This window comes from Mesorhizobium newzealandense (assembly GCF_042682145.1).
Lineage (GTDB): Bacteria > Pseudomonadota > Alphaproteobacteria > Rhizobiales > Rhizobiaceae > Mesorhizobium > Mesorhizobium newzealandense.
The window spans coordinates 160,375-175,035 of record NZ_JBHUGZ010000013.1; the positions used below are offsets into that span (position 1 = coordinate 160,375).

A 14,661-nucleotide genomic window follows, 5' to 3' on the forward strand; every position below is an offset into this window, starting at 1 on the left:
AACGGTTGCGGGCAAGCGAAAAGAGCGAATGGCAACCACGGAACTGCAACAGCCGGGCAATGGCGGCTTGAGCGCACGCGCCGCGCGGACGCTGAAGGCGGTGCCGCGCGCCTGGAACCGGTTCTGGCGCCTCGTTTCGCTGTATATGCCGAAGCGACTCTATGCCCGCTCGCTGATCATCGTCATCGCGCCGATGATCCTGCTGCAATCGGTCGTCGCCTTCGTCTTCATGGAACGCCATTGGGCGACCGTGACGCAGCGCCTGTCGCAGGCCACCGTGCGCGACATCGCCGCCATCATCGACTTGATCGAAACCTACCCGCACGACACCGACTACGCCAACGTCATCCGCATCGCCCAGGACCGCATGCAGCTGAAGGTCGACCTTTTGCCGCCCGACCCGCTGCCCGCGCCCGGTCCAAAGCCGTTTTTCTCGATTTTGGATGATGTTCTCTCGGCCGAAATCACCCGCCAGATAAACCGCCCGTTCTGGATCGACACGGTCGGCAATTCAAACATCGTCGAGGTGCGCATCCAGCTTGAGAACAAGGTGCTGCGCGTCTTCGTGCGCCGCAGCCAGGCCTATGCCTCGAACACCCACATCTTCCTGATCTGGATGGTCGGCACCTCGCTGGTGCTGTTGATGATCGCCATCCCCTTCCTGCGCAACCAGATCCGGCCGATCCTGACGCTCGCCGAAGCCGCCGAAAGCTTCGGCAAGGGCCGTCCGATGCCGCGCGATTTCCGGCCGCGCGGCGCCGAGGAGGTTCGCCGCGCCGGCTTTGCCTTCATCCAGATGCGCGAGCGCATCGAACGCCAGATCGAGCAACGCACCGCCATGCTGACCGGCGTCAGCCATGACCTGCGAACCATCCTCACCCGCTTCAAGCTGCAGCTGGCACTGGCCGGCGGCAAGGCCGAGACCAAGGCAGCGCTCGACCAGGACATCGACGACATGCAGTCGATGCTCGAAGGCTATCTCGCCTTTGCCCGTGGCGAGGCTTCGGAAGACGCCGGACGGTTCGATCTCGAGGCCTATTTCCAGAAGCTCGACGAGGAAGCCAGGCTGCGCAAGCGCAAGCTGTCGACGACGCTCACCGGCGACCGCGATGTGCATGTGCGGCCGAACGCCTTTGCCCGGCTGATGTCCAACGTCATCGGCAACGCCTTCCGCTATGCCAGGACGGTGGAGGTCAACGCCAACCATGGCCGCGGCTCGCTGCTGGTCACCATTGACGACGATGGCCCGGGCATACCTGCTGACCGGCGTGAAGACGTGTTCAAGCCCTTCGTGCGGCTCGACGAGGCGCGCAACCTCGATGCCAGCGGCACCGGGCTCGGCCTGTCGATTGCACGCGACATTGCCCGCAGCCATGGCGGCGACATCACCCTCGACGACAGCCCGCTCGGCGGCCTGCGCGCCGTGATCAAGGTTCCCGCTTAGGCTGGCCAGATTCAGGGCTTCATCCGCCCGTCATGAAACCATGGTCAAGAGCGCGCATGAAGCGCGCGACCTCCATTGATTCGGCCCTGCCGCCTCACTTCGATCCCGTGCCCGCCCGGGTGCGCTGGAGCGAAGCGAGAGCAGCAGGCTGGTCGCCGTTCCGGCATCGTCTCAAGGCAACCGTCGACCTTTCGAGCAAAGGGCCGCCATGCGCATATTGATGGTCACCGACGCCTGGCGCCCACAGGTCAATGGCGTCGTCCACACGCTGGAGCGGCTCACCGAAACGCTGAAATCCTTCGATGTCGCGCTGGATTTCCTGACGCCCAACATCTTTCGCACGCTGCCCCTGCCGACCTACCCCGACATCCGCCTGGCGCTGACCACGCCCGGCCATGTCGCGCGGCTGATCGAAGCCGGCAAGGCGGACCACATTCACATCGTCACCGAGGGACCACTGGGCATCATGGCGCGGCGCTATTGCCGCAATGCCGGCCGGCCGTTCACCACCAGCTATCACACCCGCTTTCCCGAATATCTCAGCGCGCGCCTGCCGGTGCCGGAAAGCTGGGCCTATCGCTGGCTGCGCGATTTCCACAATTCGGGCCAGGGCACGCTGGTCGCCACGCAGTCGCTCGCCGACGATCTTGCGGCGCGTGGCTTCAACAAGCTGCGGCCGTGGACGCGTGGCGTCGACACCGACCATTTCCGGCCGGACAAGAAGAAGGATCTCGGCTTCCCCGGCCCGATCTTCCTCTGCGTCGGCCGCGTCGCCATCGAAAAGAACCTCTCGGCCTTCCTCGACCTCGACCTGCCCGGCAGCAAGGTGATCGTCGGCGAAGGTCCCGAGCTTGCCAGGCTCAAGGCGAAATACCCGCAAGCGCATTTCCTCGGCCACCGCCCCAATGACGAGTTGGCCGAGATCTATGCCTCGGCCGATGTCTTCGTCTTCCCCAGCCGCACCGACACGTTCGGCAATGTCATCATCGAGGCACTGGCCAGCGGCACGCCGGTCGCCGCCTATCCCGTGACCGGTCCGATCGACATCGTCGGCGATGGTTTTGGCGGCGCGGTGTCGACCGATCTGCGCGAGGCGGCGCTCGCCGCCCTCAACGTCGACCGCGCCGAGGCGCGCGAACGCGCCATGCGCTACAGTTGGAAAGCCTGCGCCGAAATGTTTCTGGATACGGTTGAAGAAGCACTGGGCAAAACGAGGAAGCTGGCTGCCTGAGAAACCTCGCGGCTTCGGATGTGTTGGGATTCAGGTCAGGCCGAGCTGAGAATGGTGGGCTCCGAGAACCGGAGCGGAGCGTACGTTTGGGTCCGTGAGCACCGGAAGCGCAGGTATCAGCCGTTAGCAAGCCGGCCTCACCTGACAATCAACGCATCCTAGAACAGCCGTCCGCCATCCGGCACCTTGCGCTCGATGGCGCCGAGCACCACGGCGCCCTCCTCGTCGGGAAAGCCGAGCGTCAGCACTTCCGACATGAACGGGCCGATCTGGCGCGGCGGGAAATTGACCACCGCGAACACCTGCCGGCCTATCAGCGTTTCCAACGCATAGTATTTGGTGATCTGCGCCGACGATTTTTTGATGCCGATGTCGGCGCCGAAATCGATCTTCAGCTTGAACGCTGGCTTGCGCGCCTCGGGAAACGGCTCTGCCTCGACGATCGTGCCGGCGCGGATGTCGACACGATCGAAGTCGGCGAAACTGATCTCGGGCTTGCGCTCGCTGCTCGAACTCATCTCGGTCTTGTCTGCCTTGGCTCAGGCGTTGCCGTAGGTCTCGAACAGCACGCCGGCCAGCGCGTCCTTGGCCGAGGTCCCCGACCAGACGACGAACTGGAAGGCCTGGAAATAGCATTCGCAAGCTTCCAGCGCCGACGACAGCAACACCTCGACCTGCTGGCTCGACGGCTCGACCCCGCCGGCCAGGAGCAGCGACTGGCGGAACATGATCGCGCCTTCCTGCTCCCAGAGGTCGAAATGACCGAACAGCATCTGCTCGTTGATCAGAGACAGCAGCCGCATCACTTCGAGCGCGCGAGCCTCCGGCACCTTGATGTCGAAGGCGCAAGCCAGGTGCAGCGCCTCGAAATCCTCCATCCACGAGAAGGAGACGTGATAGTCGGTCCAGCTGCCGGCAACCGAGATCGAAATCTCGTCGTCACCGGCCCGCTCAAAGGACCAGTCGTTGTTGTGGGCCACCTGCTCGATAACATCCACCGGATGGATTTCGCGGGAGAATTCGAGTTCGAGAAGTTCCATGGAATGCTTCCTGTCGTTCTGAGGAGCGCCGCCACACGCTCCGCGGGAGGGCACACACAACGAACAATCTTGTCTAGAACTCGGACGGCCAGGACTTCTCGACGCAAAGACCCCAGACCGGACCCCACCGCCCGGCCACATGACCCGGCTCCGAATCATGCAACAAATTCAGTCTATTGATCGGGAGTCGCGTGAACAGCCCAATTTTTCGCACTGCGTCATTCGCATGTGGAAAGCCGCTGTCACAAAGATTCACCCAATGCCGTTAAGCGATTCACGGCAAAGCGCTTTTCAGGATCGGGCTATGTGGAAAAGTTTAATGATTATTTTTTTGCGCGGGGCTTTGCAGCCGCCGCCGGTGTGGCCTGTCCGGTCAATTCGGCAAGCTTCGCCTCGAGCACCTCGATACGCTCGGCAAGGCGGGTGTTTTCTTCCCGGGCCTTGGCAGCCATCTCGCGCGCGGCCTCGAACTCTTCGCGCTGCACCACGTCCATCGTGTTGAGGATGCGTTCCGCCTGGCCCTTGAAGGCGGTCTCGACCTCGCGGCGCACGCCTTGAGCGGCGCCGGCGGCATCGGTCATCAGCTTGGCGAATTCATCGAGAATGCGGTTCGGTCCGGTCGACATGGCAAATCCTCGCTTACCGCAATTGAGTTAGTAGCGCGGCACTTGGAATGCAAGCATGTTGCGCCCTGGTGCGGCATCAAGTCGAGAGCGTCCGGCTTGCCTTGACCCTGCCAAAAGCCTGCCGCATGGTCCGCGCCCAAACGCGATCGCAACCGAGAGTTCCCCGTTGAACGACTATTTCCTGCTGCCGCTGGCCTCCCTGTCCTTTCCCAACATCAACCCGATACTCATCCAGATCGGGCCGCTGGCGGTGCACTGGTACGGCATTGGCTACATCGTCGGCATCCTGTTTGCCTGGTGGTACGCCAAGCGGCTCGCCGCCAATGCGAAGCTGTGGCCGAACGGCGTCCTGCCGATGAAGCCGGAGGATCTTGATGATTTCATCGTCTGGGCCGCCATCGGCGTGGTGCTGGGTGGCCGCACCGGCTATGTGCTGTTCTACGATCTGCCACGCTACATCGCCCACCCGCTCGATATCTTCGCGGTCTGGCAAGGCGGCATGTCGTTCCATGGCGGCCTGCTCGGCGTCATCCTCGCCATGACGCTGTTTTCCATCAAGCGCGGCATCCGCACCTGGTCGCTGTTCGATGTCGTGGCCGCCGGCGTGCCGGTCGGCCTCGGCCTGGTGCGCGTCGCCAACTTCATCAATTCCGAACTCTGGGGCCGGCCCACCGACGTGCCGTGGGCGATCGAATTCCCCAATGGCGGGCCGTTTGCCCGCCATCCGAGCCAGCTCTACGAGGCCCTGCTCGAAGGTCTGGTGCTGTTCCTCGTCCTGCGCATCCTCACCCATTCGCGCCTCAAGCTGAAGACGCCGCGCTTCGTCAGCGGCGCCTTCATCTGCGGCTATGGCCTGTCGCGCATCTTCGTCGAGTTCTTCCGCGAACCCGACCAGCAGCTGGGCTATCTCCTTGGCACCAACTGGCTGACCATGGGCATGATCCTGTCGTCGCCGATGGTGCTGGTCGGCATCTGGGCGATGGTGACCGCCAAACCGGTGACGCAGACGCAGCCGGCATGACACGGCTGAAAACCCGCATCGTCGACCTGATCGAGGCGTTGGGGCCGCTTCCCGTCAACGAATACATGGTGCTGTGCCTGTTCGATCCCGAGGATGGCTACTACACGACGCGCGAGCCCTTCGGCGCGGCCGGCGACTTCATCACCGCGCCCGAGATCAGCCAGATGTTCGGCGAACTCGTCGCCGTCTGGCTCTACCAGGCCTGGCAGGCCAGCGGCCGGCCGCTCCCTGTGACCATCGCCGAGATCGGTCCTGGCCGCGGCACACTGATGAAGGACATGCTGCGCACCCTGTCGCGGCTCGATCCGGCCCTCACCAACGGCGGCGCCTTTGCCATGATCGAGACCAGCCCGCGCCTGACAGAGGTGCAGAAACAGACGCTTGGCGCGACACCCTTCGCGATCGGCTGGCACGAGACCATCGACACGTTGCCACGGCAGCCGCTTTTCATTGTCGGCAACGAATTGTTCGACGCCGTGCCGATCCGCCAGTTCGTCCGCGCCGGCACCGGCTGGCGCGAGCGCATGGTTGGCCTCGACGGAACCAACGAGCTGCGCTTCTTCGCCGGCGCCGGCTCGGTCGACCCGACGCTGCTGCCTGACGACGCCGCTGACGCACCACAAGGCGCGATCGCCGAGGTGGCGCCGGCCCGCGCAGCCCTGATGGCGGCGATTGCCGAGCGCATATCCAGGCACGGCGGCGCCGGCCTGTTCCTCGACTATGGCCACCTCCAGCCAGGTCTCGGCGACACACTGCAGGCCCTGCACAGGCATAATCACGAAGATGTGCTGGCCAATCCTGGCGAGGCCGACCTGACGACCCATGTCGATTTCGCCGCCCTTGCCGCAATCGTCCGCGCGCATGGCCTCGACGCCCATCTGTCGACGCAGGGCGGCTTCCTGCTCGGCATGGGCATTCTCGAGCGTGCCGGCCGGCTCGGCGCCGATGCCGACCAGGCGGCGCGCGACAAGATCGCCGACGATGTCGAGCGGCTCGCCGGCCCGCAGGCCATGGGCGAGCTGTTCAAGGTGCTTGCCGTCCTGCCGCGCGACGTGGCCGTCCGGCCCTTTGCCACGGCGGATTGACTTTTCACTGCTGCCCCTCCCAATCTCCCGTCCGGCAAAGAACGATCGAACCGCCGGCCAAGCTCTGCCCCCGCCTTCTTTCGACGAAGCACTTTTTCTTGACGAAACCGCCCACACGGACAACAACGCCCGCATGCTGAATCAGACCAAACCGGATCCCGTTCGGTCGCCCCTGCTGGACAAGGCACAGGCGCAAGGCATCCGCCACGGCTATTTCACCCGCGTCGGCGGTGTTTCCAGCGGCATCTACCAGGGCCTCAACATCGGCACCGGATCGAATGACGACCAGGCGCTGGTCGCCGAGAACCGCAGCCGCGTTGCCGCCTGGATGGGCGTGCCGGCAAGCCATCTGCTGACCGCCTGGCAGATCCATTCGCCCGACGTCATCATCGTCAGCGAGCCCTTTGCCGGCGAACGGCCCAAGGCCGACGCCATCGTCACCGACCGGCCGGGCATCGCCATCGGCGCCTCGACCGCCGATTGCGGCCCGGTGCTGTTCGCGGATGCCGAGGCGCGCATCATCGGCGCGGCACATGCCGGCTGGAAAGGCGCCTTCACCGGCGTTCTCGAAAACACCATCCTGGCCATGGAAAGCCTCGGCGCCCGCCGCGAAAACATCGTTGCCGTGCTCGGCCCCTCGATCGGCCCCGAGAACTATGAGGTCGGGCCGGAATTCGTCGCCCGCTTCGTCGAGGCCGACGCTGGAAATGACAACTATTTCGCGCCTTCGGCAAATCCCGGCCATGCGATGTTCGACCTCAACCGCTACACGGTCGACCGGCTGGCCAGGGCCGGCGTGACCGCTGAAGGCCTCGGCCGCTGCACCTATGCCGAGGAGGAGCTGTTTTACTCCTACCGGCGCACCACGCACCGCAAGGAGCCTGATTATGGCCGGCAGGTTTCGGCAATCGTTTTGGAGGGGGAATAATGGCGCTGCATTTTGAACGATCGGAATTTGACGCGCGGCGCGACCGGCTGATGATCGAGATGGCCGAGAAGAAGCTCGACGCCATCCTGCTGTTCGCGCAGGAAAGCATGTACTGGCTGACCGGCTACGACACTTTTGGCTTCTGCTTCTTCCAGTGCCTGGTGGTGAAGGCCGACGGTTCGATGGTGCTTTTGACCCGCTCGGCCGACCTGCGCCAGGCGCGCCAGACCTCGATCATCGACAACATCGTTCTGTGGACCGACCGCAATGGCGCCAATCCGGCGGTCGACCTGCGCAATCTGCTCAACGAGCTCGACCTGCTCGGCGCCCGCATCGGCGTCGAATACGACACCCATGGGCTGACCGCCTACAATGGCCGCCGGTTGGACGAGCAGTTGCAGACCTTCGGCCAGATCGCCGACGCGTCCGGCATTGTCAGCCGGCTGCGCCTGTTCAAGAGCCCGGCCGAGATCGCCAAGGCCGAGAAGGCCGCCAACCTCTCCGACGACGCGCTGGACGCCGCGCTGCCGCTGATCAAGCAGGGCGGCGACGAAGCGCTGATCCTGGCCGCCATGCAGGGCGCGATCTTTGCCGGCGGCGGCGACTATCCGGCCAACGAGTTCATCATCGGCTCCGGCATCGACGCGCTGCTCTGCCGCTACAAGTCCGGCCGCCGCAAGCTCACCAAGAACGACCAGCTGACGCTCGAATGGGCCGGCGTCTTCAACCACTACCATGCACCGATGATGCGCACGGTGCTGACCGGCAAGGTCTCGAAGCGCCATCAGGAGCTGTTCGACGCCGCCCGCGCAGCCCTTCTGGCCGTCGAGAAGGCGATGACGCCGGGCAACAGCTTCGGCGACGTGTTCGACGCCCATGCCCGCACCATGGAGGCGCACGGCCTGACCAAGCACAGGCTGAACGCCTGCGGCTATTCGGTCGGCGCCCGCTTCACGCCGTCCTGGATGGACATGCCGATGTTCTATCAGGGCAACCCCGAGCCGATCGCGCCGCACATGACGCTGTTCGCCCATATGATCATCATGGATTCCGACACCGAGACGGCAATGACGCTAGGCCGCACCTACCTGACCACCGAATCCCAGCCGAAGCCGCTCTCCCGCCATGATCTCGACTTGATCGTACAGTGAATCCATAATGGGAGGCGTTCTTCGCCAAGGAGTTAGAAGGCAAATGAGACGATCGCATGTGACGACCGTGTCATTGCTTGTGGCATTGGCTCTTGGCGCCTGCACCAACGCAAAGGACGTTCTCGAACCCTCCGCCATCACCCCGCCGGCGACCTCGACGCCAGCCCCCCAGGGCAGCGCCGCCGCCGTCCCTGCCCCGTCGCCCGCCGACCCTGCCACGACCACCTCGGGCGCTCCTGCAACCGCCCCCACACCGGTCACGCCAGCCCAAAGCGCTGCCGTCCTGTCGAAGACCCGCCTGCAGATCGCGCCGATCGTCGGCGCGTCGGTGGAAGCCGCGACGCCGCTGACGGCGGAGCTGCAGACACGTGCCAGGCAGCGCGGCATTACGCTGGCCGGCAGCACCGACCAGACCGCGACCCATGTGCTCAAAGGTTATTTCTCGGCGATTTCGGAAGGCAAGGACACCACCGTCATTTATGTCTGGGACGTCTACGACCCGGCCGGCAACCGCCTGCACCGCATCAACGGCCAGATGAAGGCGCCTTCGGTCAATGGCGCTGACAGCTGGAAGGCGGTCTCGCCGGCCACCATGCAGGCGATCGCCGACCAGACCATCGACCAGTTCGCGGCGTTTCTTGGCGGCAAGGCGGGCTGAGGTGTTGCCGGCCCGCGATGGCGCGAAGCTTTCTTAGGATTAGCCGGCGGATTCCCGATCTCGGCGCTTGCAATACCGGCGCGGGCCGCTAAAAGCCCGGTTAAAGGGCGCAGGCGAGTCCGTCAGGTCTCGCCATCCTCCACCAGGAACCGTGCATGAAACTCTTCGCGGGCAATTCCAACAGGGTGCTGGCCGAAGCGGTCGCCCGCTATCTCAACATCCCGTTGGGCAAGGCCAGTGTCAGGCGCTTCGCCGACCAGGAAATCTTCGTCGAAATCCAGGAAAACGTGCGTGGCGAGGATGTCTTCATCCTGCAGTCGACCTCGTTCCCCACCAACGATCACCTGATGGAACTGCTCATCATGATCGATGCCTTCATGCGCTCGTCGGCCAAGCGCATCACGGCGGTGATTCCCTATTTCGGCTACGCCAGGCAGGACCGCCGAGCCTCCGGCCGTACGCCGATCTCGGCCAAGCTGGTCGCCAACATGATCACCCGCGCCGGCGTCGACCGCGTTTTGACGCTCGACCTGCATGCCGGCCAGATCCAGGGCTTTTTCGACATCCCTACCGACAATCTGTTCTCGGTGCCGGTGATGGCCCGCGACGTTAAGGCGAAATACAAGCAGCTCGGCAATGTCGTGGTGGTATCGCCCGACATCGGCGGCGTGGTGCGCGCCCGTGCGCTGGCCAAGCGCTTCGACGCCCAGCTGGCCATCGTCGACAAGCGCCGCGAGCGTCCGGGCGAATCTGAAGTCATGAACATCATCGGCGCCGTCGCCGGCAAGGATTGCCTGCTGATCGACGACATCGTCGATTCCGGCGGCACGCTGTGCAATGCCGCCGATGCGCTGCTGGCCAACGGCGCCACCAGCGTCACCGCCTATATCACCCACGGTGTGTTGTCGGGTGGCGCCGTCGCCCGCATCAGCGGCTCGAAGCTGCAGGAACTGGTGATCACCGATTCCATCCAGCCGACGCAAGGCGTGCTCGACGCGCCGAACATCCGCGTCATCTCGATCGCCGACCTGATGGGCGAAGCCATCTCGCGCACGGCGACCGAGGAATCGGTGTCGAGCCTGTTCGACTAACCGCCGCTCCGAGCCGAAAGTTCAACCTTCGAAATAGCTGGGACGATCAAGGTCGGCAATCAGCCCAGGCTGCTTCGGCTGCCATCCCAGCACGTTGCGGGTCTGCTCGCTGGACGCAGGCCAATCCATGCCGAAGAAGTGGCCGAGGAAGCCGAAATGGCCGGCTGCTTCCTCGCGGGTTTTGGACACCACCGGCAGGTTCAGGCGGCGGCCGATGATCTCGGCGATCTCCCGTGTCGGCACGCCCTGGTCGGCGACGCCGTGATACCGGGCTCCGCCGGCCCCCTTCTCGAGCGCCAGCCTGAAGAGCGTGGCGGCGTCGAGTCGGTGCACCGCCGGCCAGCGGTTCATTCCGTCGCCGATATAGGCCGAAACACCCTTTTGACGCGCGATGCCGATCAGCATCGGAACGAAGCCGTGATCGCCGTCACCGTGGACCGAGGGTGACAAGCGCACCGCCGAGGCGCGCACACCGCGCGCCGCCAGTGCTTCGGCCGTCACTTCCGAAGCGCGGGGATAGGAGGCGGACGGAGGAACAGGCGCGTCGTTCTCGCTCGCCATGCGGCCGGCCGGCGTCAGCAGCGCCAGCCCGGAGGTGACGAGCAAGGGCCGCTCGGAGCCTTCGAACTCCGCCCCGAGCGTCTCGATGGCGCGCCGGTCCGCCTCGCAGTTTGCCGCGAATTTCGAGAAGTCATGATTGAAGGCGGTATGGATGACACCATCCGATTGGGCTGCCCCGCTGCGCAGGCTTTCCAGATCCTCGATGTCGCCGCGATGCGCCTCGGCGCCAGCGGCAACGATCGACCTGGCACCGGCATCCGAACGGGCAAGACCGAGCACCTGATGGCCCGCTCCAACGAGCTCCCGCACAACCGCGGAACCGACAAAACCGGTGGCACCAGTCACAAATACACGCATCGCGATTTCTCCTTTGTTTTGGTCAAGGGGGCCGTATGGGCAGCCCGTTGCCGAAGGAGATACGGGATTGAGGAAATACGATCTATGCTATAAAGTCCGTATTATCTTCGCAATCGTCCGGAACGCCCATGGATCCGCTCTCAGACGTGCTGTCGCTGCTGAAGCCGCGCAATTATTTGTCCGCCGGCCTGGAGGCCGGTGGCGACTGGTCGATTCAGTTCCCAGACCAGCAGGCGGCCATCAAATGCGGTGCCGTGGTGTCGGGCCAATGCTGGCTGTCCGTGGAGGGCGTCTCCGATGCAGTCCGGCTGGAGACGGGTGACTGCTTCCTGCTGCCGCGCGGCCGGCCCTTCCGCCTTGCCAGCGATATGCACCTGCCGGCGGTCGACGCCCGCACCATCTTTTCCCCGGCCCGCACCGGTGGCGTCACCTCGCACAATGGCGGTGGCGATTTCCTTCTGGTCAGCAGCCGCTTCGCCCTGTCCGGCGACCATGCGGGCGTCCTGTTGCGGATGCTGCCGCCCATCGTCCACATCCGCAGCGACTCCGACCACTCGGCGCTGCGCTGGCCGGTGGAGCGGATGATGCAGGAATTGCGCGAGCGGCGGCCCGGTGGCTTTCTCATCGTCGAGCATCTCGCCCACATGATCCTGATCGAGGCCTTGCGCCTGCACATGGCGGAGGGCTTGCGAGGCGGCGTTGGCTGGCTGTTTGCTTTGGCCGACAGGCAGATCGGCGCGGCGATCGGCGCCATGCACGACGATCCCGCACATGGCTGGACCTTGCAGGCGCTGGCCGAGCGGTCCGGCATGTCGCGATCGACCTTTGCGCTGAAATTCAAGGCCATGGTCGGCGCCTCGCCGATGGACTACCTGACGCGTTGGCGCATGCTGCTGGCCGGCGACAGGCTGGCGAGTTCCAGCGATCCCGTTTCCGTCATTGCAGTGTCGCTCGGCTATGAATCCGAAAGCGCCTTCAGCACCGCCTTCAAGCGGGTCATGGGCTGTTCGCCGCGCCAACATGGCCGTCGCCGGGCACCGGCTTCCGCCTCACATGGCGGGGAGGCCGTCCGCACCAGCCTGCCTGAGCCGGTCGCGGGTTGAACCGCCGGGCACTACGCCGAAATCATGGGCTTTCCAGTCGAAGCGAACCGCTTGGCCGACGCATACCTTCGCCGCTGTCGCGTGCGCCGCGCATATAGCCACGCGGCGCGGCGCCGAGCATGCGCTTGAACATGGTGATGAAGGCCGGCACGCTGTCATAGCCGAGATCGAGCGCCACCCTGGTGATCGGCTCGCCATCGGCCAGCCGCGGCAGCGCCGCGAACAGGCAGGCCTGCTGGCGCCATGTCGACAGCGACAGGCCGGTCTGGCGTTGGAAGGCGCGGGTGAAGGAGCGGCGGCTCATGCCGGCGGCATCGGCCCACTCGTCGATCGTCGCATGCGGCGAAGGTGCCGCCACGAAGCGCCGGCAGAGCGCCGCCAGCCTGGGATCGGACGGGAACGGCAGGCCGAGCGGCCGTTCCGGCAGGGTCGGGATTTCGTGCAGCAGGAGGTTCATGATCAGCCCGCCACGTCCTTCCAGCACGCCGCCTTGCGGCAGCTTCTCGGATTCCACGATCAGGCTGTGCATCAGGTCGGTGACGCCGACGACTCGCAAGCCCTCCGGCAGCCCGGGGATAGCCCGCGGCATGACATAGACCGAACGCATCGAGACATCGCCCAGCATCTCGACGGAATGTTCGGTGCCGGCCGGAATCCACATCGCGTGGTCGGGCGGCACCATCCAGCGACCATGCCGCGTCGTCACCAGCACGACGCCGACCAGCGCATGCAGCAGCTGGCTGCGGCTGTGGCGGTGTTGCGGCACATGGTAGCCGTCGGGATATTCGGTCGGCAGCGCCACCGCCGGTCCGACCACTTGCTCCAGCCACTGCCAGCGACTTTCGTGCAATTGACCGAGATCGGCATTGCCGGCGTGAAAGATTTCCCTGCCATGAGGCATTGGGTATGGCCCACTTGCGAAACTATTGGACCAAACCACGAAAGAAGTCGTCCCGCAAGCAGCTTATAAGGCAACCGTCCTCCAAGGCGGCCGCAAGAGCGTCCGCCAAGTTGCCCTGCGGGCGTGCCCGCCAAAAAGACCACGGAGCCTGCCTTGACCGATACGACAGCCGCCAGCGTCGCGCCACCCGCGAGCGCCAGTCACGCTTCAGCCCAGGCGACGGCCTTCACCGTCATCCTGGCGGTGAGCTTCTGCCATTGCATCAACGACATCATGCAGTCGCTGCTATCGGCCATCTATCCCTTGCTGAAAGAGAATTACGGCCTCGACTTCTGGCAGATCGGCCTCCTGACCTTCACCTTCCAGGTGACAGCGTCGCTGCTGCAGCCGGTGATCGGCATGATCACCGACAAGCGGCCGATGCCCTATTCGCTGCCCTATGGCATGGCGTCGTCGCTGATCGGCCTGGTCGTGCTGGCCTATGCCGGGCATTATTCGCTGCTTCTGATCGGCGCCTCGCTGATCGGCATCGGCTCGGCAATCTTCCATCCGGAATCCTCGCGCATCGCTCGCTTCGCCTCTGGCGGCCGGTTTGGCCTGGCGCAATCGCTGTTCCAGGTCGGCGGCAATTTCGGCCAGTCCATGGGGCCGCTGCTGGCGGCATTCATCGTCGTGCCCTTCGGCCAGGAAAGCATCGCCTGGTTTGCCGTCGGCTCGCTGATCGGCATCGTCGTGCTGTGGCAGGTCGGCGGCTGGTACAGCCGTCTGCGCGCCGCGCAAGGCAACCGCAAGGCTGCAAGCTTCGTCTCGCCCTTCCCGCGCAGCAAGGTGATGTGGGCATTGGCCGTGCTGACGCTATTGGTGCTGAGCAAGAACGCCTACATCGCCAGCCTTGCCAGCTACTACACCTTTTATTCCATCCATAAGTTCGGCGTTTCGGTGCAGATGTCGCAGGTCATGCTGTTCCTGTTCCTCGGCGCCTCGGCGCTGGGCATCCTGCTCGGTGGTCCGTTTGGCGACCGCTATGGGCAGAAGGCGATGATCTGGTTCTCGATCGTCGGTGTGCTGCCCTTCACGCTGGCCCTGCCCTACGCCAACCTCGAATGGACGATGGTGCTGACGGTGCTGATCGGCCTGATCCTGTCGTCGGCCTTCTCCAACATCGTCGTCTTTGCGCAGGAGCTGGTGCCGGGACGTGTCGGCATGATCGCCGGCATCTTCTTCGGCTTCGCCTTCGGCATGGGCGGCATCGCCGCCGCCGTGCTCGGCGTCGTCGCCGACATGAAGGGCATCGAGTTCGTCTTCCAGATCTGCTCGTATTTGCCGTTTCTTGGACTTCTGACCGTTTTCCTGCCGAACATGAAGGAAGCCAGGAAGCTGGAGACGGCGAACAGCTAAAATCAGCGGGTGTTCAGGACTTTGACATGAGGGCGTGGCAGCTGCCATGTCCTCAATTGTTCTTTC

General features: G+C 64.5%; 15 protein-coding genes. 10 read left to right on the forward strand and 5 right to left on the reverse strand.

What is annotated here, in order from left to right; translation table 11 throughout:
- Positions 1 to 28 precede the first annotated feature (28 nt).
- Positions 29 to 1,444, forward strand: coding sequence for an ATP-binding protein (locus ACFSOZ_RS20435; protein WP_379100869.1), 1,416 nt, complete (start codon positions 29 to 31; stop codon positions 1,442 to 1,444).
- Between the two features lie 208 nt (positions 1,445 to 1,652).
- Positions 1,653 to 2,675 (forward strand): glycosyltransferase family 4 protein, encoded by a 1,023-nt coding sequence (locus ACFSOZ_RS20440; RefSeq protein WP_379100872.1) that lies wholly within the window; start codon positions 1,653 to 1,655, stop codon positions 2,673 to 2,675.
- A 158-nt stretch (positions 2,676 to 2,833) separates the two neighbouring features.
- On the opposite strand, the gene ACFSOZ_RS20445 is transcribed toward ACFSOZ_RS20440, so the two are convergent.
- The 3 genes from ACFSOZ_RS20445 to ACFSOZ_RS20455 all read right to left on the reverse strand — a co-directional run bounded on the left by ACFSOZ_RS20445 (position 2,834) and on the right by ACFSOZ_RS20455 (position 4,341).
- The gene (locus ACFSOZ_RS20445; protein WP_379100874.1) at positions 2,834 to 3,193 is read right to left on the reverse strand and encodes a tRNA-binding protein; all 360 of its coding nucleotides are present in this window, start codon (positions 3,191 to 3,193) and stop codon (positions 2,834 to 2,836) included.
- Positions 3,194 to 3,214: 21 nt separating this feature from the next.
- Positions 3,215 to 3,715 (reverse strand): type III secretion system chaperone family protein, encoded by a 501-nt coding sequence (locus tag ACFSOZ_RS20450; RefSeq protein ID WP_006202532.1) that lies wholly within the window; start codon positions 3,713 to 3,715, stop codon positions 3,215 to 3,217.
- 323 nt (positions 3,716 to 4,038) lie between these two features.
- Positions 4,039 to 4,341, reverse strand: coding sequence for an accessory factor UbiK family protein (locus tag ACFSOZ_RS20455; protein WP_379100876.1), 303 nt, complete (start codon positions 4,339 to 4,341; stop codon positions 4,039 to 4,041).
- A gap of 166 nt (positions 4,342 to 4,507) precedes the next feature.
- Between ACFSOZ_RS20455 and lgt the strand changes: the two genes are divergently transcribed.
- From lgt to ACFSOZ_RS20485, 6 genes are all read left to right on the forward strand, one after another.
- Positions 4,508 to 5,362, forward strand: a complete 855-nt coding sequence (gene lgt / locus ACFSOZ_RS20460) for a prolipoprotein diacylglyceryl transferase (RefSeq protein WP_379100879.1) — start codon at positions 4,508 to 4,510, stop codon at positions 5,360 to 5,362.
- On the forward strand, positions 5,359 to 6,447 hold the full coding sequence (locus tag ACFSOZ_RS20465) for a class I SAM-dependent methyltransferase (RefSeq protein WP_379100882.1): 1,089 nt from the start codon (positions 5,359 to 5,361) through the stop codon (positions 6,445 to 6,447). Before lgt ends, ACFSOZ_RS20465 begins: the two co-directional genes overlap by 4 nt.
- 133 nt (positions 6,448 to 6,580) lie before the next feature.
- Positions 6,581 to 7,375 (forward strand): peptidoglycan editing factor PgeF, encoded by a 795-nt coding sequence (gene pgeF / locus ACFSOZ_RS20470; RefSeq protein WP_379100885.1) that lies wholly within the window; start codon positions 6,581 to 6,583, stop codon positions 7,373 to 7,375.
- A complete protein-coding gene (locus ACFSOZ_RS20475) occupies positions 7,375 to 8,526 on the forward strand; it encodes a M24 family metallopeptidase (protein ID WP_379100888.1) in 1,152 nt (383 codons plus the stop codon). Before pgeF ends, ACFSOZ_RS20475 begins: the two co-directional genes overlap by 1 nt.
- A gap of 43 nt (positions 8,527 to 8,569) precedes the next feature.
- Complete coding sequence (locus ACFSOZ_RS20480) at positions 8,570 to 9,184, forward strand: hypothetical protein (RefSeq protein WP_379100891.1); 615 nt, start codon at positions 8,570 to 8,572, stop codon at positions 9,182 to 9,184.
- A gap of 155 nt (positions 9,185 to 9,339) precedes the next feature.
- Positions 9,340 to 10,275 (forward strand): ribose-phosphate pyrophosphokinase, encoded by a 936-nt coding sequence (locus tag ACFSOZ_RS20485; RefSeq protein ID WP_019860650.1) that lies wholly within the window; start codon positions 9,340 to 9,342, stop codon positions 10,273 to 10,275.
- A 21-nt stretch (positions 10,276 to 10,296) separates the two neighbouring features.
- Here ACFSOZ_RS20485 and ACFSOZ_RS20490 read toward each other — a convergent pair whose 3' ends face one another.
- Positions 10,297 to 11,193, reverse strand: coding sequence for an SDR family oxidoreductase (locus tag ACFSOZ_RS20490; protein ID WP_379100893.1), 897 nt, complete (start codon positions 11,191 to 11,193; stop codon positions 10,297 to 10,299).
- 128 nt (positions 11,194 to 11,321) lie between these two features.
- Here ACFSOZ_RS20490 and ACFSOZ_RS20495 point away from each other — a divergent pair, with 128 nt between their 5' ends.
- On the forward strand, positions 11,322 to 12,296 hold the full coding sequence (locus ACFSOZ_RS20495; protein WP_379100895.1) for an AraC family transcriptional regulator: 975 nt from the start codon (positions 11,322 to 11,324) through the stop codon (positions 12,294 to 12,296).
- Between the two features lie 22 nt (positions 12,297 to 12,318).
- Here ACFSOZ_RS20495 and ACFSOZ_RS20500 read toward each other — a convergent pair whose 3' ends face one another.
- The gene (locus ACFSOZ_RS20500; RefSeq protein WP_379100898.1) at positions 12,319 to 13,197 is read right to left on the reverse strand and encodes an AraC family transcriptional regulator; all 879 of its coding nucleotides are present in this window, start codon (positions 13,195 to 13,197) and stop codon (positions 12,319 to 12,321) included.
- A 153-nt stretch (positions 13,198 to 13,350) separates the two neighbouring features.
- On the opposite strand from ACFSOZ_RS20500, the gene ACFSOZ_RS20505 reads away from it, so the two are divergent.
- Positions 13,351 to 14,595, forward strand: a complete 1,245-nt coding sequence (locus tag ACFSOZ_RS20505; RefSeq protein WP_379100901.1) for an MFS transporter — start codon at positions 13,351 to 13,353, stop codon at positions 14,593 to 14,595.
- Positions 14,596 to 14,661 lie beyond the last annotated feature (66 nt).